General features: G+C 60.6%; 13 protein-coding genes and 1 pseudogene. 3 read left to right on the top strand and 11 right to left on the bottom strand.

Annotated elements, in window-relative coordinates:
• Positions 1-6: 6 nt before the first annotated feature.
• From gshB to H4V98_RS04210, 6 genes are all read right to left on the bottom strand, one after another.
• Positions 7-966, bottom strand: coding sequence for a glutathione synthase (gshB, locus tag H4V98_RS04235; RefSeq protein ID WP_196864304.1), 960 nt, complete (start codon positions 964-966; stop codon positions 7-9).
• 221 nt (positions 967-1187) lie between these two features.
• Positions 1188-3056: a potassium transporter Kup gene (locus H4V98_RS04230; RefSeq protein WP_196864305.1), complete on the bottom strand. Its 1869-nt coding sequence runs from the start codon at positions 3054-3056 to the stop codon at positions 1188-1190.
• A 254-nt stretch (positions 3057-3310) separates the two neighbouring features.
• On the bottom strand, positions 3311-5179 hold the full coding sequence (locus H4V98_RS04225) for a potassium transporter Kup (RefSeq protein ID WP_196864306.1): 1869 nt from the start codon (positions 5177-5179) through the stop codon (positions 3311-3313).
• Positions 5180-5379: 200 nt separating this feature from the next.
• Complete coding sequence (gene gshA / locus H4V98_RS04220) at positions 5380-6675, bottom strand: glutamate--cysteine ligase (RefSeq protein ID WP_196864307.1); 1296 nt, start codon at positions 6673-6675, stop codon at positions 5380-5382.
• 154 nt (positions 6676-6829) lie between these two features.
• On the bottom strand, positions 6830-8095 hold the full coding sequence (locus tag H4V98_RS04215; RefSeq protein ID WP_231374825.1) for a glutamate-5-semialdehyde dehydrogenase: 1266 nt from the start codon (positions 8093-8095) through the stop codon (positions 6830-6832).
• A 123-nt stretch (positions 8096-8218) separates the two neighbouring features.
• A complete protein-coding gene (locus H4V98_RS04210; RefSeq protein WP_196864309.1) occupies positions 8219-10654 on the bottom strand; it encodes an adenosylcobalamin-dependent ribonucleoside-diphosphate reductase in 2436 nt (811 codons plus the stop codon).
• A gap of 331 nt (positions 10655-10985) precedes the next feature.
• Between H4V98_RS04210 and H4V98_RS04205 the strand changes: the two genes are divergently transcribed.
• A complete protein-coding gene (locus tag H4V98_RS04205) occupies positions 10986-11153 on the top strand; it encodes a hypothetical protein (protein WP_196864310.1) in 168 nt (55 codons plus the stop codon).
• A gap of 61 nt (positions 11154-11214) precedes the next feature.
• Here the strand turns inward: H4V98_RS04205 and H4V98_RS04200 are convergent, their stop codons facing one another.
• Positions 11215-12270: an asparaginase gene (locus H4V98_RS04200; RefSeq protein WP_196864311.1), complete on the bottom strand. Its 1056-nt coding sequence runs from the start codon at positions 12268-12270 to the stop codon at positions 11215-11217.
• A 192-nt stretch (positions 12271-12462) separates the two neighbouring features.
• A pseudogene (locus tag H4V98_RS04195) lies at positions 12463-12678 on the bottom strand (carbonic anhydrase); the annotation flags it as partial.
• A gap of 257 nt (positions 12679-12935) precedes the next feature.
• Here H4V98_RS04195 and H4V98_RS04190 point away from each other — a divergent pair.
• Together H4V98_RS04190 and H4V98_RS04185 are read left to right on the top strand one after the other, a co-directional pair.
• Complete coding sequence (locus H4V98_RS04190; protein ID WP_196864312.1) at positions 12936-14189, top strand: alpha/beta fold hydrolase; 1254 nt, start codon at positions 12936-12938, stop codon at positions 14187-14189.
• A gap of 270 nt (positions 14190-14459) precedes the next feature.
• Positions 14460-15863: an NCS1 family nucleobase:cation symporter-1 gene (locus H4V98_RS04185; RefSeq protein WP_196864313.1), complete on the top strand. Its 1404-nt coding sequence runs from the start codon at positions 14460-14462 to the stop codon at positions 15861-15863.
• Between the two features lie 256 nt (positions 15864-16119).
• Here H4V98_RS04185 and H4V98_RS04180 read toward each other — a convergent pair whose 3' ends face one another.
• Genes H4V98_RS04180 through H4V98_RS04170 form a run of 3 tightly spaced genes read right to left on the bottom strand, consistent with a single transcriptional unit; the run spans position 16120 to position 17361 of the window.
• Positions 16120-16599, bottom strand: coding sequence for a DUF4188 domain-containing protein (locus tag H4V98_RS04180; RefSeq protein WP_196864314.1), 480 nt, complete (start codon positions 16597-16599; stop codon positions 16120-16122).
• Positions 16600-16638: 39 nt separating this feature from the next.
• Positions 16639-17049: a hypothetical protein gene (locus H4V98_RS04175; protein WP_196864315.1), complete on the bottom strand. Its 411-nt coding sequence runs from the start codon at positions 17047-17049 to the stop codon at positions 16639-16641.
• A 21-nt stretch (positions 17050-17070) separates the two neighbouring features.
• The gene (locus tag H4V98_RS04170) at positions 17071-17361 is read right to left on the bottom strand and encodes a DUF1330 domain-containing protein (protein WP_196864316.1); all 291 of its coding nucleotides are present in this window, start codon (positions 17359-17361) and stop codon (positions 17071-17073) included.
• Positions 17362-17632: the final 271 nt, after the last annotated feature.

Genomic DNA, 17632 nt, shown 5'->3' with positions numbered 1-17632 from the left:
CCGGGTTCAGGCCGCCAGCGCCGCTTCCAGCGCGTCGATGAACATTGCCGCCACGTCAAAACCCATCTGGTCGTGGATTTCCTGGAAGCAGGTCGGGCTGGTGACATTGATTTCCGTCACACAGTCGCCAATCACGTCGATGCCGGCCAGCAGCAAGCCGCGCGCCGCCAGGATCGGTCCCAGTGCCTCGGCGATCTCGAAGTCGCGCTTTGACAGCGGTTGCGCCACGCCCAGGCCGCCTGCCGCCAGGTTGCCGCGCACCTCGCTGCCCTGCGGAATGCGCGCCAGGCTGAACGGCACGGCCTTGCCGCCAATCACCAGCACGCGCTTGTCGCCCTTGACGATCTCGGGCAGAAATTTCTGCACCATCACGCTTTCGGCACCGTTCTTGTTCAGGGTTTCGATGATGCTGCCCAGGTTCAGGCCGTCGGCCTTGACCCGGAAAATGCCCATGCCGCCCATGCCATCCAGCGGCTTGAGGATGATGTCCTGGTGCTCGGCATGAAAACGCTTGATGTCGGCGGCGTCGCGCGTCACCAGCGTCGGGCCGATGAACTGAGCAAACTCCATGATGGCGAGTTTTTCCGGGTGGTCGCGCAGTGCGCGCGGCTTGTTGAAGACCCTGGCGCCTTCGCGCTCGGCCTGCTCCAGCAGGTGGGTGCTGTAGATGTATTCACTGTCGAACGGCGGGTCCTTGCGCATGATGACGCAGCCAACGTCTTTCAGCGGCTGCGGCCGCTCGTTCGGATGCTGCTGCTCGGCGGTGAACCAGTCCAGCGCATCGCCGGTGAGAACGATGTCGCGCACGAAGGCGGTCACCGGCGTGCCTTGCTGCCACATGATGTCCTTGGGCTCGCAGGCGCTGAGGGTGTGGCCGCGCCGCTGCGCCTCGCGCATCATGGCGAAGGTGGTGTCCTTGTAGATCTTGAAGGATTCGAGCGGATCGGCAATAAAAAGAATGTTCATGGAATGGGAGGGGACCTGGTGGTGCGGGTTGGGTGGCGCCGGGCGGGGCGTGAACGGCGAGGGTTGATGCGTATTGTTGTACAAACCGCACGGCTGCGCCGGATGCCGTGTTCGCCTGGATTTTCGATGGCCCCCCGCCCGGGTCAACCCGGCAACAGCGGGACACTATGAAAAAAGGAGCAGCCAGCACATGCTGGTATTGCGCAAACCCCTTATTTGGCTCAAATCTCGATCTTGCTGCCGAGTTCCACAACCGAGTTGTTTGGCAGATTCAAAAAGTCGGCCGCGCCGCTGGCGTTATGGTGCATCTGCGCAAACAGCTTTTCGCGCCAAGGGGCCATGCCGGTGCCAAGGGTCGGAACCACGGTGTCGCGCGACAAAAAGTAGCTGGTCTTCATCGGCTCCAGCTGGCAGCCCCGGTTTTTGATCTGCTGCAGCGCCTTGGGCAGGTCCAGGTCGTTCTTGAAGCCGTAGTGGACATTGACCTGCCAGCAGTCGTGGCCCAGCGACTCTACTTCCAGCCGCTTGCTCATGCCAATCCACGGCACCTCGTGGTTCACCACGGTGACAAACAGGTTTTGGTCGTGCAGCACCTTGTTGTGCTTGAGGTTGTGCAGCATGGCGTTGGGCACGATGCCCGGCTCGGCGGTCATGAAGACGGCAGTGCCCTCGACCCGCACGGGTGGGCTGACAAACACCGCATCCAGAAAACTCGGCAGGTCAATCGAGTCGGCGCGCAGTTTGTCGATGAGCAGTTGGCGCCCGCGCTTCCAGGTCGACATGACGGTGTACAACACAGCCGCCAGCACCAGCGGAAACCAGCCGCCATGCAGGATTTTGAGCGAATTGGAGGCAAAAAACGCCACATCCACCATGAAGAAAAACCCGGTGGACGCGATGCACAACCACAGCGGATAGCCCCAGCCGTGGCGCACGACAAAAAACGTGAGCAGCGTGGTGATGACCATTACCAGACTCACGGAAATGCCGTAGGCCGCCGCCAGCGCGCTTGACGAGCCAAACAAGACGACCGCCATGACCACGCCGGCCAGCAGCATCCAGTTCACGGCAGGGATATAAATCTGGCCCGTGTCGCGGATCGAGGTGTGAAGAATCGTGAGGCGCGGCAGGAAGCCCATCTGAATGGTCTGCTTGGCCGCAGAAAAGGCGCCCGAAATCAGCGCTTGCGAAGCAATCACGGTGGCGGCGGTTGCCAGTACCACCATCGGGATCAGCGCCCAGTCGGGCGTCATCAGGTAAAACGGGTTTTCTGCCGCCTGGGGGTTCGCCAGCACCAGCGCGCCCTGGCCGAAATAGTTGAGTATCAATGACGGCATCACCAGGCCAAACCAGGCCAGCCGGATGGGCGTCTTGCCGAAATGCCCCATGTCGGCATACAGCGCCTCGGCGCCGGTCACGCACAAAAACACCGCGCCCAGCGTGATGAAGGCAATGGCGTAGTGCTGGCTTGCAAAGCGCAGCGCATGCACCGGCAGCACCGCCACCAGCACCTGGGGGTTCTGCGCGATCTGCATCAGCCCGGTCAAGGCAATGACGAGAAACCAGACCACGGTGATCGGGCCGAAGAACTTGCCGATGTCTGCGGTGCCCCGGCGCTGCACCGCAAACAGCATCACCAGCACCACCAGCGAAATCAGCACCACGTAGGGCTTGGCGGCAGGCGTCAGTATCTCCAGGCCCTCCACGGCGGACAGCACGGAGATGGCCGGGGTGATGATGCCATCGCCAAAAAACAGCGCCACGCCAAACACACCGATCATCAACAAAGCGCCGCGCAGTCGCGGCTGGTCTGTCACCGACTGCGAGGCCAGCGCCAGCAAGGCCATCAGCCCGCCTTCGCCGTGGTTGTCGGCACGCATGATCAGCACGACATACTTGACAGAAACAACGATCGTCAGCGTCCAGAAAAACAGGGAAAGGACGCCCAGGATGTTGGCCTCTGTGATCGGCACATGCCCGCTCGCAAAAACCTCTTTGAAGGCGTACAGGACGCTGGTTCCGATGTCGCCATAGACGACACCAATGGCACCCAAAGTAAGGGCTCCGAGGGATGATTTTTTATTGGACATTCAACTTTTCGACTTCTTGAGCGTTAACCGCAAAGCGGACCCGGCAGCGATTCAGCGATGGCAGAGAACGCAATTCCATGTAGACACGCTGGATTGCCATTTGTAAAACCAGCCTGAAACCCAGACTTGTCTGGATTTTGTTGCAACGCAGCATCCTATGATGCGGCAAATTGTGTTCCTGCCTGCAGGCCGGATAAAGGAAGTTGTTGAATACCAGAGCGGCTCAGAATCGGCAGGAGCTGCGCCAGGAAGGCTCAGATCTCTATCTTGCTGCCCAGTTCGACCACCGAATTATTCGGCAAATTCAGAAAATCCGCTGCGCCGCTGGCGTTATGGTGCATTTGGGCAAACAGCTTTTCACGCCAGGCGGCCATGCCGCTGCCAATGGTCGGAATCACCGTGTCGCGCGACAAAAAGTAGCTGGTCGTCATCGGCTCCAGCTGGCAGCCCCGGTTCCTGATCTGCTGCAGCGCCTTGGGCAGGTCCAGGTCGTTCTTGAAGCCGTAGTGGACATTGACCTGCCAGCAGTCGTGGCCCAGCGACTCCACTTCCAGCCGCTTGTTCATGCCAATCCATGGCACCTCGTGGTTGCGCACCGTGACAAACACGTTCTGCGCATGCAGCACCTTGTTGTGCTTGAGGTTGTGCAGCAGGGCGTTGGGGACGATGCCCGGCTCGGCGGTCATGAAGACGGCGGTGCCATCGACCCGCAAAGGCGGGTTGATGAACACGGCGTCCAGGAAACTTGGCAGGTCAATCGCGTCGGCGCGCAGCTTTTCGTTCAGGATGCGCCGGCCTTCCTTCCAGGTGATCATCAGCGTGAACACGATGCCGCCGATCACCAGCGGAAACCAGCCGCCGGCAAACAGCTTCATCAGGTTGGAGGCAAAAAACGCAAAGTCCACGACGAAAAACACGCTGGTCGCCGCAATGCACAGCGCCAGCGGGTATTTCCAGCCATAGCGAATGACGTAGAAGGTCAGGATCGTGGTGATCAGCATGTCGGTGCAAACCGCAATGCCGTAGGCCGCCGCCAGATTGCTCGACGAGCGGAACATCACCACCGCCAGCACGATGGTGACAAACAGCGCCCAGTTGACGAAGGGCATGTAGATCTGGCCGGTGTCGCGCACGCTGGTGTGCTCGATGCGCAGGCGGGGCAGGTAGCCCATCTGGATGGCCTGCTTGGTGACGCTGAAGGCGCCGGTAATCAGCGCCTGCGAGGCAATCACCGTGGCCAGCGTGGCCAGCACAACCAGCGGCACCAGCGCCCAGTCGGGCGCCATCAGGTAGAACGGATTCTTGACCGCTTCCGGATTGCTCAGCAGCAGCGCGCCCTGGCCGAAGTAGTTCAGCACCAGCGACGGCATGACCACCGAAAACCAGGCCAGCCGGATCGGTTTCTTGCCGAAGTGGCCGAGGTCGGCGTACAGCGCTTCGGCGCCGGTCACGCATAACACCACTGCGCCCAGGATGATGAAAGTGGTGCCGGGGTTCTCCCAGATGAACATCAAGGCGTAATAGGGATTGATGGCCAGCAGGATCTCGGGGTGGGTGACGATCTGGGACACGCCCAGAATCGCCAGCACCGCGAACCAGACAATGGTGATGGGGCCAAAGAACTTGCCGATGCCGGCCGTGCCGTGCTTTTGCAGCGCAAACAGGCCGAACAAAATGACCAGGGTGGTCGGAATCACCGCCCGGGTGAAGTTGGGCGAAATCACTTCCAGCCCTTCGACCGCCGACAGCACGGAAATGGCCGGGGTGATGACGCCGTCGCCGTAGAACAGCGAGGTACCAAAAATACCGACCAGCAGCAGCACACGGCGCAACTTTGGCTTGTCCTGCACGGCGGTGGAAGCCAGCGCCAGCATGGCGATCAGCCCGCCTTCGCCGTGGTTGTCGGCGCGCAGCACCAGCGTGACGTACTTCAGGGAAACGATGACCGTCAGCGTCCAGAAGAAGATCGACAGGATGCCGTAGACGTTGTGCGGGGTGAAATGAACATGCCCGGAGCCAAAGACTTCCTTCATGGCATACAGCACACTGGTGCCGATGTCGCCATAGACAACGCCAATGGCGCCCACGGTGAGCACGGCAAGCGATGATTTTTGACTTGTCACAAAAACTGCCCGCCTTGGAAAAAGGACTGGATTCGAGCACTACCAGGGGATGTCATGGCTTATGAAAGGCTTGTCGAAGGGACCGCCATTTTGCACGCACACCATGGGCATGGACGCATGCGAACACCTGCAACCAGTGGAAACACTGGTTTTGTTGCACCGGAACAACTTGCCCGAACACAGCCTGCCTGAGCGCAGGCTCAGTCGTAAACCTCGGCATCCGGGTCGGTCGCTTCCAGCTCGTAGCTGGCAGCCAGCATGGCCAGCCGGGCCACCACGCCGTACATGTAGAAGCGGTTCGGGCTGCTGGAGCCGGGCTTTTCACCGTTTTGCGGCAGCCGGCCACTGTCTGAAAACGCCAGCGGCTCGTAGCGCGCACCGGGCGCGTTGAGGTTTTCGTCCACGCCGCGCTCGGCATTCACCCGGTAAAAGCCGCCGACCACGTAGCGGTCCATCATGTAGACCACCGGCTCGGCCACCGCATCGTTGATGCGCTCGTTGGTCAGCACGCCTTCCTGGATGATGATTTCAACCGGCGGCATGCCGTCGCGGGCCGCGCCGGACCTGGCTTTGGCCTTGCGTCCGAGCGCTTCAAGCTCCTTGGCGTCATGCACGGTGATGACACCCAGGCCCGAGGTCCCGTTGTCGGGCTTGACCATGACGAACGACTTTTCGTTGATGCCGTATTCCTTGTACTTGCGCTTGATGCGCGACAGCAGCGCATCGACATGCGTGCTCAGGCACTCCATGCCGAGGCCCTGGGACAGGTCAACGTCTTCGCATTGCGCAAACATCGGATTGATCAGCCACGGGTCAATCCCCAGCAGCTTGCCAAAGCGTTTGGAAATCTCTTCGTAGGCCTTGAAATGGTTCGACTTGCGGCGCACCGACCAGCCGGCGTGCAGCGGCGGCAGCAGGTACTGCTCGTGCAGGTCTTCCAGCATGCCGGGCGTGCCGGCCGACAGGTCGTTGTTGAGCAGGATGGTGCAGGGATCGAAGTCTTTCAGCCCCAGCCGGCGGTCGGTGCGAATCAGCGGCTCCAGCACCAGGCTTTCGCCGTCGGGCAGCTGCACCGTGGTCGGCTCCGTGATGTCCGGGTTAAGCGAGCCAAAACGCACATTCAGGCCGGCCTGGTAAAAAACCTGCTTGAGCTGCAGCACGTTGGCCAGATAAGACGGGTTGCGCGAACCGTGTTCGGGCACCACCAGCAGGTTGCGCGCTTCAGGGCAGATTTTTTCAATTGCGGCCATGGCCGCCTGCACTGCCAGCGTCATCATCTGCGGCGTCAGGTGGTTCCAGCCGCCCGGAAACAGGTTGGTGTCTACAGGGGCAAGCTTGAAACCGGCATTGCGGATATCGACCGAACTGTAGAACGGCGGCGTGTGCTCCATCCATTCAAGACGGAACCAGCGCTCGATGGCCGGTGTCGTGTCCAGGATGCGCTGCTCAAGCTCGTTGATGGGGCCGGTCAGGGCGGTGATGAGGTGCGGAACCATGCGGCCACTTTCGATGGGGGATATCGTTATCTTGTTCTGTGACCCCGAATTCTAGGGCTTATGAATCTCATCGCCACAGCCGGACTAACATAAGCGCCAATGGCCTACATGCCGCCCGGGCATGCAGGCCGCCGAGTTCCGGTGTTCGGGCGCTTTAGCTTCGGATCTCGCCCTGTCCCAGAACCACGTACTTCAGCGAGGTCAGGCCTTCAATGCCGACCGGACCGCGCGCATGGAACTTGTCGGTGCTGATGCCGATTTCAGCGCCCAGCCCGTATTCGAATCCGTCGGCAAAGCGGGTGCTGGCGTTGACCATGACACTGGCCGAATCGACCTCGCGCAGGAATTGCTGGGCATGCAGGTGGTCGCGCGTCAGGATCGCATCGGTGTGGTGGCTGGAATAGCGGTTGATGTGCGCAATGGCTTCGTCCACGCCGCCGACCACCTTGATGCTGATGACTGGCGCCAGGTATTCCTCGTACCAGTCTTGTTCGGTGGCCAGCACGATATTTGCGACCGAAACAATAGCTGCTTGCGTCCGCAAAATATGCGCAGAAGCTTCATCACAGCGCATTTCCACGCCTTTGGCGGCGTAAATCGCCCCGATCAGCGGCAGAAATTCAGCCGCCACGCCGCGCGCCACCAGCAAGCCCTCGGTCGCGTTGCAGGGGCTGTATTTTTGCGTCTTGGCGTTGTCGGCAATGTTCACCGCCATGGCAATGTCGCACGGGTCATCGACATACACATGGCAGTTGCCGTCCAGGTGCTTGATGACCGGCACCCTGGCGTCGCGGCTGATGCGCTCGATCAGTCCCTTGCCGCCGCGCGGAATGATGACATCGACAAACGCCGGCATGGCGATGAGCATGCCGACGGCTTCGCGGTCGGTGGTCGGCACCAGTTGCACCGCGTCCGCCGGCAGACCACTTTCCATCAGTGCCTGCTGCACCAGCGCCGCCAGCGCCTTGTTCGACTCGATGGCCTCTGATCCACCGCGCAGGATGCAGGCGTTGCCGCTCTTGATCGCCAGCGATGCGGCTTCAATCGTCACGTTCGGCCGGCTTTCGTAAATCATGCCGAACACGCCAATCGGCACGCGCATCTGGCCCACGCGAATGCCGCTGGGCTGCTCTTTCATCCCGATGATCTCGCCAATGATGTCGGGCATGGCGGCCAGTTGCTCGCAGCCCAGCGCCACGGTTTCGAGGTCCTTGACGCCCAGCTTGAGCCGGTCGAGCAGCGGCCCGGCCAGTCCGCCGGCAGCGGCCCGGTCCAGGTCGCGCTGGTTGGCCGATTTCAGTTCGGCCAGGTTTTGCCGCAGCAATTTGGCCAATCCGAGAAGCGCTCTGTTTTTAATAGCTGCAGGCGCCCGCGCCACTTGCGCGGAAGCCATTTTTGCCTTGGAACCCATGGCTTGCATGAGGTTTAGCAATTCGCTGGCTGGGGTGATGTCGTTGGAAAGGGTGGACGCGTTCATGGCCGCCATTTTGCCTGCTTGAAGGGGTGTGGGCTCACCCGCACCGTAGCGCGCCCGTACACAGCGTCATCCGCAAGTACCCAAATGGCCGCACTGGGTGCAGTAGTCGCAGCCGTCCTTGCGGATCACGGCATGGGCGCCGCATTCGCTGCATTTCTTGCCGGCCATGACGGGCGGTGCCAGATTGGAGGCGACCTGCACAGGTTCGGCCGGTGACATGCGCACGGCAACATGGGCGGCGCGGCGGGTGATGATGTTCTGCACCGCATAGGCAATGGCCGCCACCTCGGAGTCGTGCCACAGCGGCACGCGCGGGCCGTCGGCTTTTTCGTAGGTGCCCAGCCGCACCGGCCCACGGTCCCAGGCGACCTTGCGCATGTCGCTGAGGGCCCGCTCCAGAAAGCCGCCACGCGCCGCCAGCGACAGCATGCGCATGCTCGACGTGATCCATTGCTGCGATTCGCCGCTCTGCCCCACCGGCATGAAGAACTCGATGGCGCGGTCCACCATGCCTGCGCCATGGGCGGCGGGCACGGGCAAAAAGGACACCACGATGTACAGCGTCTTGTGGCCTTCCTGCGTCCAGTATTCAACCTTTTCTGCCACCGCAGACAGTGCGCCCTTGGGCCGGCTTTCGATCACCGTGCGCATCGGGTCCACTGGCGCGGCAGCCACTTCGGCTGCAGGCACCGCCTCGGGGCTGGCATGAACTTCAAGCACCGCGCCCAAAATGGCATTCGGCCGGTAGGTCGCCAGGCCCTTGAGCCCGGCGCGCCAGGCCTGGTGGTACAGGCTCTTGAAGTCGTCGTAGGCGCAGTCGGCCGGCACGTTGACCGTCTTGGAAATGGCCGTGTCGATGAAGGGCTGCACCGCCTGCATCATGGCAATGTGGCTGGTGGCGGACATCTCCAGCGCCGAGACGAAATAGTCGGGCAACTGTTCCATGTTGCCGCCCAGTTCGCGGTACAGCCGCCAGGCGTGGTCCTCGACCGCGTACTCGGTGGTGCTGCCGTCGGACTCGCGTTTCTTGCGCTTGTACATCCACGAAAACGCCGGCTCGATGCCGTTGGAGGCGTTGTCGGCAAACGCCAAGCTGACGGTGCCGGTCGGCGCAATCGACAACAGGTGGCTGTTGCGGATACCACTGGCGCGAATCGCCTGCTGCAGCTCGGCCGGCAGCCGGCTGGCAAACGTGCCGGTGGCCAGGTAACCGTCGGCGTGGAACTTGGCAAACGCGCCCTTTTCCTGCGCCAGCGCAACCGACGCGGCGTAGGCCGCATCGCGCAGGCGTTCGGCGATGCGGGCCGCCATGTCGCGGCCTTCCGGGGCGTCGTAGCGCAGGCGCAGCATCGTCAGCGCATTGCCCAGGCCGGTAAACCCCACGCCAATCCGGCGCTTGGCGCTGGATTCGGCCTGCTGCTGCGGCAGCGGCCAGAAGGTCACTTCCAGCACGTTGTCAAGCGCCCGCACCTGCGTCGCGACCGAGGCTTCAAAGGCCTCGAAGTCGAACACCGGCTCGCCGTCGAAGCCGAACGGATGGCGCACGAAGCGCGTCAGGATGATGGGGCCGAGGTCGCAGCAGCCGTAGGGCGGAAGGGGTTGCTCGCCGCATGGATTCGTCGCCGCAATCGACTCGCAGTAGCGCAGGTTGTTATCTAGATTGATGTTGTCCAGGAACAAGATGCCCGGCTCGGCAAAGTCATAGGCCGACTTCATCACCGTGTCCCACAGCTCGCGCGCTGCCACGGTCTGGTAAACCCACAGGCCGTCGGCACGCTGGAAGGCGCCTTTGGCAATCAGGCCCGCGCCGGGCTTGGCCTTGTGCACCAGCTCCCACGGCTGGTCGTCGTTCAGCGCCTGCATGAAGCCGTCCGACATGCCGACCGACACATTGAAGTTGTTCCAGCGGCCGGGCGTGCGCTTGGCGGTGATGAACTCCATCACATCCGGGTGGTCGATGCGCAGCACGCCCATCTGCGCGCCGCGCCGGGCACCGGCGCTTTCCACCGTCGAGCACGACTGGTCGAACACGTTGATATAACTGCACGGCCCGGAGGCCATCGACGACGTGCCCTTGACTTCGGCGTTGCGCGGGCGGATGCGCGAAAAGTCGTAACCCACGCCCCCGCCTCGCCGCATGGTTTCGGCGGCTTCGCGCAGCGCCTCGTAAATACCGGGGTAGCCGCCGTCATCGACACCCTGGATGCAGTCGCCTACCGGCTGGACGAAGCAGTTGATCAAGGTGGCCTGGATGGCCGTGCCCGCCGCGCTCATGATGCGGCCCGCGCCAATAGCGCCGGCATGCAGGTTCTCTAAAAACAGCGCCTCGTGCTTTTCGCGCTCGGCGGGCAACTCGACCGACGCCAGCGCCCGCGCCACGCGCCGGTACACGTCTTCCAGGCCGCTTTCACCGGGCTTGAGGTATTTTTCCTTCAGCACGTCGTGGCTGATGGGCTGGGTGGCGGTCAGGTCTTGCGGCCGGCCGAAATGTTCACGCTTCATGGGTGTGTTCCTTGGGCAAAAGGCAGAAGGCCGCGCGGTGCATATCGCCCGCAGCCCTGCAAATTCAGGTTCTGACGCAAGCCGCACCGGTCAAAAGCCGGCCGCTGCGCAGACCGCAAGAATAGACCTTTTTTACCGATGCGCTGGTCGAAGGGTGGGCGCTGACCTGCAGATTCAAGTGCATTCCTGATGCAGCGCAGCCATGCGCCGGATGAATGCCCCGGACCTGATCCGGCGATCCGCAATCCATGTTCCCTGCTGGCAAGAAGACATGGTTCCTGGCTGCTGAAAAGCGGGCTGAGCAGTTGCATTCTCAAGATCAAATAGAGACTTGGCGCTTACTGCTGTTGTGCTAACAGCTATTTATTCAATAGCGCTTTTGTTTGAATTCCTGTGCGGATACATACCGCCAAAAACTGTTGCGCCTCAATTGCCCGATTGTGCAGTTGCAATTGCCTTGCAGGTTCAAGGCGTGCACATCGAAAAACCACCGCATTGACAACACTGGCACGTCCCGCGCCATAAGGCATGGGCCATGCCAGAAAGTGACTCACGCCAAATCAGTGACTGAAGGCGGCCTGAAGATCGCGTTGGTTGGGGGCGCTGCCACCTTGCAGCATGAGCATGAGCAAGATGCGTGCTTTTTGGGGTGACAGGTCATCGGCCATCACGGCGCCCGCGTCGGCCAGCGTTTTTCCGCCGCCTTCAAAACCATAGTTGGGCAGCACACGCCCTGTCGGTACGCGCGTCGAAATGACGACCGGGACATTTTTCGACAAGGCATATTTCACCGCATTGAACATGGGAATGTTCACGTTGCCCCAGCCCAGCGCCTGGATGACCAGCCCCTTGGCGCCGTTGTCAACGGCGGAGCGGACCAGTTTGCCGTCGGCGCCACCGTACATCGCGACAATTTCGACATCAGGCATCTTGTCAGTGCGGATTGGGATGTGCAGCCGGCGCAAGGGCGCGCGCGCGAAAGTGACCCGGTCGTAGTCCACCACCCCAAGAAAACCGAATTCGCCAGACTTGAAGGTTTCAACACTGGAGGTGTGGGTTTTGGTGGCTTCGCGGGCGGCATTGATCTGGCTGTTCATGGCCAGCAAAACCCCCTTGGACCTGGCCTGCGGCTCGACCGCGATGCGCACGGCATTGATCAGGTTGTGCGGGCCGTCAAAATCCGACTCGGATGCGTTGCGCTGCGCGCCAATCAGCACCACCGGCTTGTCCGAGTTGACCGTCAGATCGAGCCAATACGCTGTTTCTTCCAGGGTATCGGTGCCATGCGAGACGATGACGCCGGCCACTTCCGGGCGCGCCAGCGATGCCTGAACTGCCTTGGTAAGCTGGATCCAGCGCGGCGGGTCCATGTAATCGGAAGGCACATTGGAAATGTTGTTGACCTCCACTTTTGCGTACTTGGCAACCTCTGGCACGGTGGCCAGCAGGTCTTCGCCCGAGATGGCCGGCACAGGTGCTTTTTTGACCGGATCAATCTTCATGGCGATCGTGCCGCCGGTGGCGATCAACGCCACCACGGGCTGTTGTGGCTGGGCAATGGCCGCTGCCGACACCAGCAGCGCAAACCCTGCCAGTTTGAATTTCAAAGTACGCATAAGTCCTTTCGTTGATGAGATTTCTTGAAATCCGGTGCTTGAAAACAGGCAGATTTTTCAGGATCGAAGTGCAGTCTACCCCGCAAGTGCGCTATTCAGCCCTGCCGTCTATTGCTATTTTATTTATAGCGAATTATGTTTGCTCTATGTCAGTCAGCCTTTTAGTAATGCGGCTTTATCGGGCACGCCTTCATAGGCCGCACGAATGCCGCCGCACTGGCCGTGGCCGCAGACCATGATACGTTCGACCTTAAGGCTCAGCACGGCGTATTCAATCGCTGCCGTGGTGCCGTGCAAACCGTGTGATCCGCCGTAAGGGCGAATGAAGGCGCCCATGTTGCGCACAATGAACAGCTCGCCCGACCCGGCGCCAATCATCAGATAGGGCTCCAGGCGCGAGTCCGAGCAGACGGTGAACGCCAGCATGCTGACGATCAGCACCGACCAAACTTTTCTGGAATTGTTCAGCTCGGACGCCATGTTGATCTGTTGGGACATGGCATGACTGTCGGTTTTTCGCGGGTTTTTGAACATCCTCGGTTGGAACGCAACCGGACCGCACAAGAACAATAGACAGGCTCTTGTAACATGTACCTGCAGATTGGTCGTTCAGTCCGTCATGTTGCACCTGACCCATCGCCGAGTTTTCACAAGGTAATTTCCCCATGTCTTTCATCCCTCAGCTTGTGAAAATCAGCGCCTGTTCACTTGCCTTGATGGTCTCGGCGATCCCGGCGGTTTCTGTGGCGTCAGCTGCCTTGCCCGAAGGCCCCGCCGGAGATGCCTTTTACACGCCGCCGCCTGCACTGCCTGCCGGCAAGCGCGGTTCACCCCTTTACGCCCGCGCGCTTGAGGGCACGATGCGCCTGCCCAGTGCGGCCAAAAACACCCTGCTGCTGTACCGCTCCCTTGACGACAAGGGGCGTCCCACCCTGGTTTCGGGCACGGTGTCGATTCCGCGAGGCCAAGCGCCCGCAGGCGGCTGGCCCGTGATCAGCTGGACGCATGGCGCCACCGGTTTGAACGAAATCTGCGCACCTTCGCGCGATACGGACAAGGGGCCGGAACATCCCTACATCAAGGCCATCAGCCATTTGCTCGACAATTTCGTCAAGAACGGCTATGCCGTGGTCGCCACCGACTACCAGGGCCTGGGCGTTGCGGACTTTCATCCTTTCCTGCAAGGCAGGCCGAATGCGCGCAACGCGCTCGACCTGCTGCGTGCCGCCCGCACACTGGAGCCACGCATCGGCAAACGGTACGCGGTCATGGGCCATTCCCAGGGCGGTCAGGCTGACCTGTTCGCGGCGGCACAGGGGCCGTCTTATGTGCCCGAGTTCAAACTGGTTGGCAATGTCGCATTTGCACCGGAATCGCAAATCGCCGGCCGCCTCAGGGCCGTCATGGCTTCGGACAAAACCGAGCGGTCGCTGCCCCACGTGCTGTATGTGCTGCAGTCTTATTCAAAGACCGATCCGTCGATCAATCTGGCCCGCATTCTGACGCCCGAGGCCATTGCGCATCTGCCGGACCTGCACGAGCAATGCATGACCCATGCGCTGACCACCGGCTATTGGGCCAGTGCGATTGCCAAAGACCAGTTCGTGTCCAAGCCGGATTTGACAAAATTCCTGAAACTGGGTGCCCGCAATGAACCCGGCACCTTGAAAATTTCCGTTCCCACCCTGGTCGTGCAGGGATCGGCCGACGTCACCGTGTTGCCCGGCACCACCGACCTGCTGACCCGGCAACTGTGCGCCAAGAAAAATGTCCTGCGCTACAAGGTATTTGCTGAAGCCGGCCATGAAGGCGCGATGCTGTCCGGCCAGGCCACGGCGCTGGAATGGGTAGACGCCCGCTTTGCCGGAAAAGCCGCCATCAATGACTGCAGCGCATTGCCTGCAGCGGCCAGGCGCTAAGCCCGGACGGGCTGGCAAACCTCACCACTGAACGCCATCCACCGTCCAGCGTCTTGAGCGGCCCGGTTCCTGGTCCGCCTTCAGTAGGTTTGAGTCGGCCAAGTGCTTGATTTTGATAAGTATTTACCCTAGTTTTTGCTTCAGCATCTATGATACGGTCCAATGCTTTTTGTATACAAAGCAGAATACAAAACGGTCAAAAAATCAAACACGGCGCTCGGCGTGCCGGGTCAACGGACCCGGAGCAACAACCGCTCAAAGGACACAGGCATGCAATCGAACAACGACAACGCTCTAAAACCGGTTACCCAGCAGGAAAAGTCGTGGGGCTGGTTTGCCATCTTCAACGTCTGGGCCAACGACATCCAGTCCCTGTTTGGCTACAGCCTGGTGGCGTCTTTGTTTATTTCCTTTGGCGTCAGCGGCTGGACTGCATTTGCCGCCTTGATCACGGCAGGCCTGTTTGTCATGTTCATGGTCAACCTGTCAGGCGCGGCAGGCGAACGCTACGGTATTTCGTATCCGGTATTTGCCCGCGCCAGCATGGGAACAGCGGGCGCCAAGCTGCCGGCCATTTTGCGCGCCGTCGTTGCCGTGTTTTGGTACGGTGCGCAGGTTTACTTCGCATCAACCGCTTTGTCGCTGTTGATCAAGACCCTCACCGGCGCCGAATCCAGCGCGATGTTTTTGGGCTTGAGCGGCATCGACTGGGTGGCCTTCCTGTTCGTCTGGGCGTTTCACATCTTTATCTTCTGGCGCGGCATGAACTGGGTTGAAGGTTTCCTGAACCTGGCGGGTCCGTTTGTGTATGTCGTGATGATTGGCCTGGTGGTGGCGCTGTGGTCCAAGTCGGACGGCCAGTTGCTTTCAGCCGCGCAAACCATTTTTGCCAACCCCAAAGCCACCTGGAAGACCGAGATGTCCGGCTTTATCGCCATTTTTGGCACCATGGTGGCTTACTTCGCGGCGGTGATGGTCAACTTCAGCGACTTTTCCCGCTACGCCAAAGACAAACAAGCCATGGTCAAGGGCAACCTCATGGGCTTGCCGCTGAACATGATCCTGTTCTCTGCCCTGGCCTTGCTGACAACCGCTGGCGCCGCCGTCGTCTACGGTGAAGCCATCACCAACCCGACTGAAATCGTGGAGCGTGCCGACAGCGTGTTCTTCAGCATCGTCGCAGCCATCACGTTCTTTGCCGCCACCGTGGGCATCAACCTGGTCGCCAACTTCATTCCAGCGGTCAACGGCATTGCCAACCTGTCACCCTCAACGATCAGCTTTCGCAAAGCGGGCTTGATCACTTCAGGCTTCGCACTGGTCATTGGTGGCTTGTGGACAGCCGTGATCAGCCAGATCGGCATTGGCGGCTTTGTCAACACGCTGGGCGCAACCCTGGCGCCGCTGTTCGGCATCTTGATTGTTGACTACTACGTGGTGCGCAAACAGGAAATCAGCCAGCAAGACCTCTACAACATGGAAGGCGGCCGGTACCACTACAAAAACGGCTGGCACGACAACGCCGTCATTGCCTTCGCCATCGGCGCCGTTTTCTCGGTGGCTGCTGTGTGGGTGCCGGTGCTGAGCGACCTGTCTGGCTACGCCTGGATTATTGGCGCGGCATTGGGCGGCATCATTTACTACGCGCGCACCAGAAACATGAAGCTTGCCTGAGCCACAGCGCAAAACCACCGGCCGGTGGCGACAGTACAAGGCGCCCGCCATGGCAGGGCGCACTTGTCATTCGGAGGTAAACCGCCATTGTGGTTGCACCATGGCAAAAATGGCGCAAAGAATGCACGCAGGCAACCTCCCCGGCTTGAAGAAATTATGCCTTGGCATGCGACATTCTGGGCGTTCGGGCAGAGCCAGGCGCCAGCAAAACCGGTGCCTGGCCAGGTTCTATCGGCGTCAATGTCCCATGAATGCGTTAACGCCCGGCTGCTTTTTCGCCAAGGCGCCCTCTTGCGGACGTCATGCGCCCTGAAGCCGGCACCACCACGCCCGCCTTGCCGAGCCCGAAGGGCGGCATGTTGACATAGACCGACTCGAAGCAGCCGGGCGAAATGGCATAGGTTTCATGCCAGATGCCGACCGCGCCATTCGTGCCCACAGCCTGGTTGAACGCCTTCCACGCCGGCAGATGCCCGGCTTCGCGGTTGGTGGCGTAGGCCAGCAGTTGCTCCATCGAGCGCCAGTACTGGACCATCAGCAGCGTGCGCGAAAACCAGCTTTCGGAATGCAGCAAGCCGAGTTCGGGCTGGCGCGTCAGCTCCTCGATCATGCGCGGCATCGCAGCGGCCACCGGCAGCCATTGATGCACCCGCCAGGGTTGGTTGATGCGCATGCCGATGAGAAACACGACAAACTCCCCGGGCAGTTCGGCGGTGACGCGTTCACGGATGAGCATATTTTCGCTTCAATATAAAGTTAACCGGACCCGCACCCCTTAAACAGCTTGCCTATTCGGTCTCTCCGGAATGACAAGTGCCAAAAGAAGATACAGGCATGCCAAGAGAGCCAGCACCACGCCAAAGAACAAAATCCCAACCCAGCCCGCCTGGAACCAGCGCATTGCAAACGATGCGACGGCCCAGCCAAACGCGAAGACCACGCTCCCACCGGCCAGAAACGCATTGCGCCTCCATGTGCGTGCAAGCGTGAAGTGCCCCAGAAACAGAACAGCAAACGGGCTGGCGAGGACGAGAGCGCCAGCAAAATACGTCAAGGCCTGCCCGCCGTGATCGAGCGTGAAGAAATTTGCGGCGACGGCCGCCATCAAACACATCGCCGTGATGGCTGCGGTGGGATGAGGGCGCTGGACTTGCATGCGGTTTAACGTTTGACGATTGACTGGCAAGAGATTCAGTTCCGCTCCCGTTCAAACACCTTCAATGATTCGGATGTCTCGGTCCGCGCCATCTCCAAGCGCGGCTAAAGCGGCTTGGTAGTCGGGACTGTCGTGCGCGGCGGCGGCTTGCTCGACACTGTCAAACTCGATCAGGACTGTGCGCTCCTTCAACCCGAGTTCATAAGCCATTGACGGCTCACCGCGTGCCAAGAATCGACCTCCTGCTGACGTGAGTGCGGGGCCCGCAAGCTTCGCGTAGGCGGCGACCTTTTCGGCGTTCTTCACTGCGCGATACGTACTGACCCAATAGGCTTTGGACATTTGCTCTTCCTTGTCAATGTGAAATGAGTCTTATAACTCTTGCGAAGTTAGGGCGTTGCAATCTAGATGCCTAACGTTGGAGCTAAGCGGCATGCCGTAGGCATGTCCGCTTGAGCGACTGGTTAGGTGCAGCCCGACTGTGGCACGCGGTACCGGGAACTATATTGCGTTGCATTTGCCTGTTGAATCTATGCGTCACTTTATACCGCCCACAATCGTGCGCTCCCTATGCTGCAGCATTTGTGCTTCACGGGACGTGCTGTCTCGGTCG

Source organism: Polaromonas sp. CG_23.6, assembly GCF_029892315.1.
In the GTDB taxonomy this organism is placed as follows: Bacteria; Pseudomonadota; Gammaproteobacteria; order Burkholderiales; family Burkholderiaceae_C; genus Polaromonas.
This window is presented reverse-complemented; position numbering and strand designations above follow the sequence as displayed.

Bases quoted from the DNA above. Each gene is read 5' to 3' on its own strand.
- H4V98_RS04190 (WP_196864312.1), top strand. From the start codon at position 12,936: ATGTCTTTCATCCCTCAGCTTGTGAAAATCAGCGCCTGTTCACTTGCC.
- H4V98_RS04170 (WP_196864316.1), bottom strand. From the start codon at position 17,361: ATGTCCAAAGCCTATTGGGTCAGTACGTATCGCGCAGTGAAGAACGCC.
- H4V98_RS04200 (WP_196864311.1), bottom strand. From the start codon at position 12,270: ATGCGTACTTTGAAATTCAAACTGGCAGGGTTTGCGCTGCTGGTGTCG.
- H4V98_RS04230 (WP_196864305.1), bottom strand. From the start codon at position 3,056: ATGTCCAATAAAAAATCATCCCTCGGAGCCCTTACTTTGGGTGCCATT.
- gshA (WP_196864307.1), bottom strand. From the start codon at position 6,675: ATGGTTCCGCACCTCATCACCGCCCTGACCGGCCCCATCAACGAGCTT.
- H4V98_RS04185 (WP_196864313.1), top strand. From the start codon at position 14,460: ATGCAATCGAACAACGACAACGCTCTAAAACCGGTTACCCAGCAGGAA.
- gshB (WP_196864304.1), bottom strand. From the start codon at position 966: ATGAACATTCTTTTTATTGCCGATCCGCTCGAATCCTTCAAGATCTAC.
- H4V98_RS04215 (WP_231374825.1), bottom strand. From the start codon at position 8,095: ATGCAAGCCATGGGTTCCAAGGCAAAAATGGCTTCCGCGCAAGTGGCG.
- H4V98_RS04180 (WP_196864314.1), bottom strand. From the start codon at position 16,599: ATGCTCATCCGTGAACGCGTCACCGCCGAACTGCCCGGGGAGTTTGTC.
- H4V98_RS04210 (WP_196864309.1), bottom strand. From the start codon at position 10,654: ATGAAGCGTGAACATTTCGGCCGGCCGCAAGACCTGACCGCCACCCAG.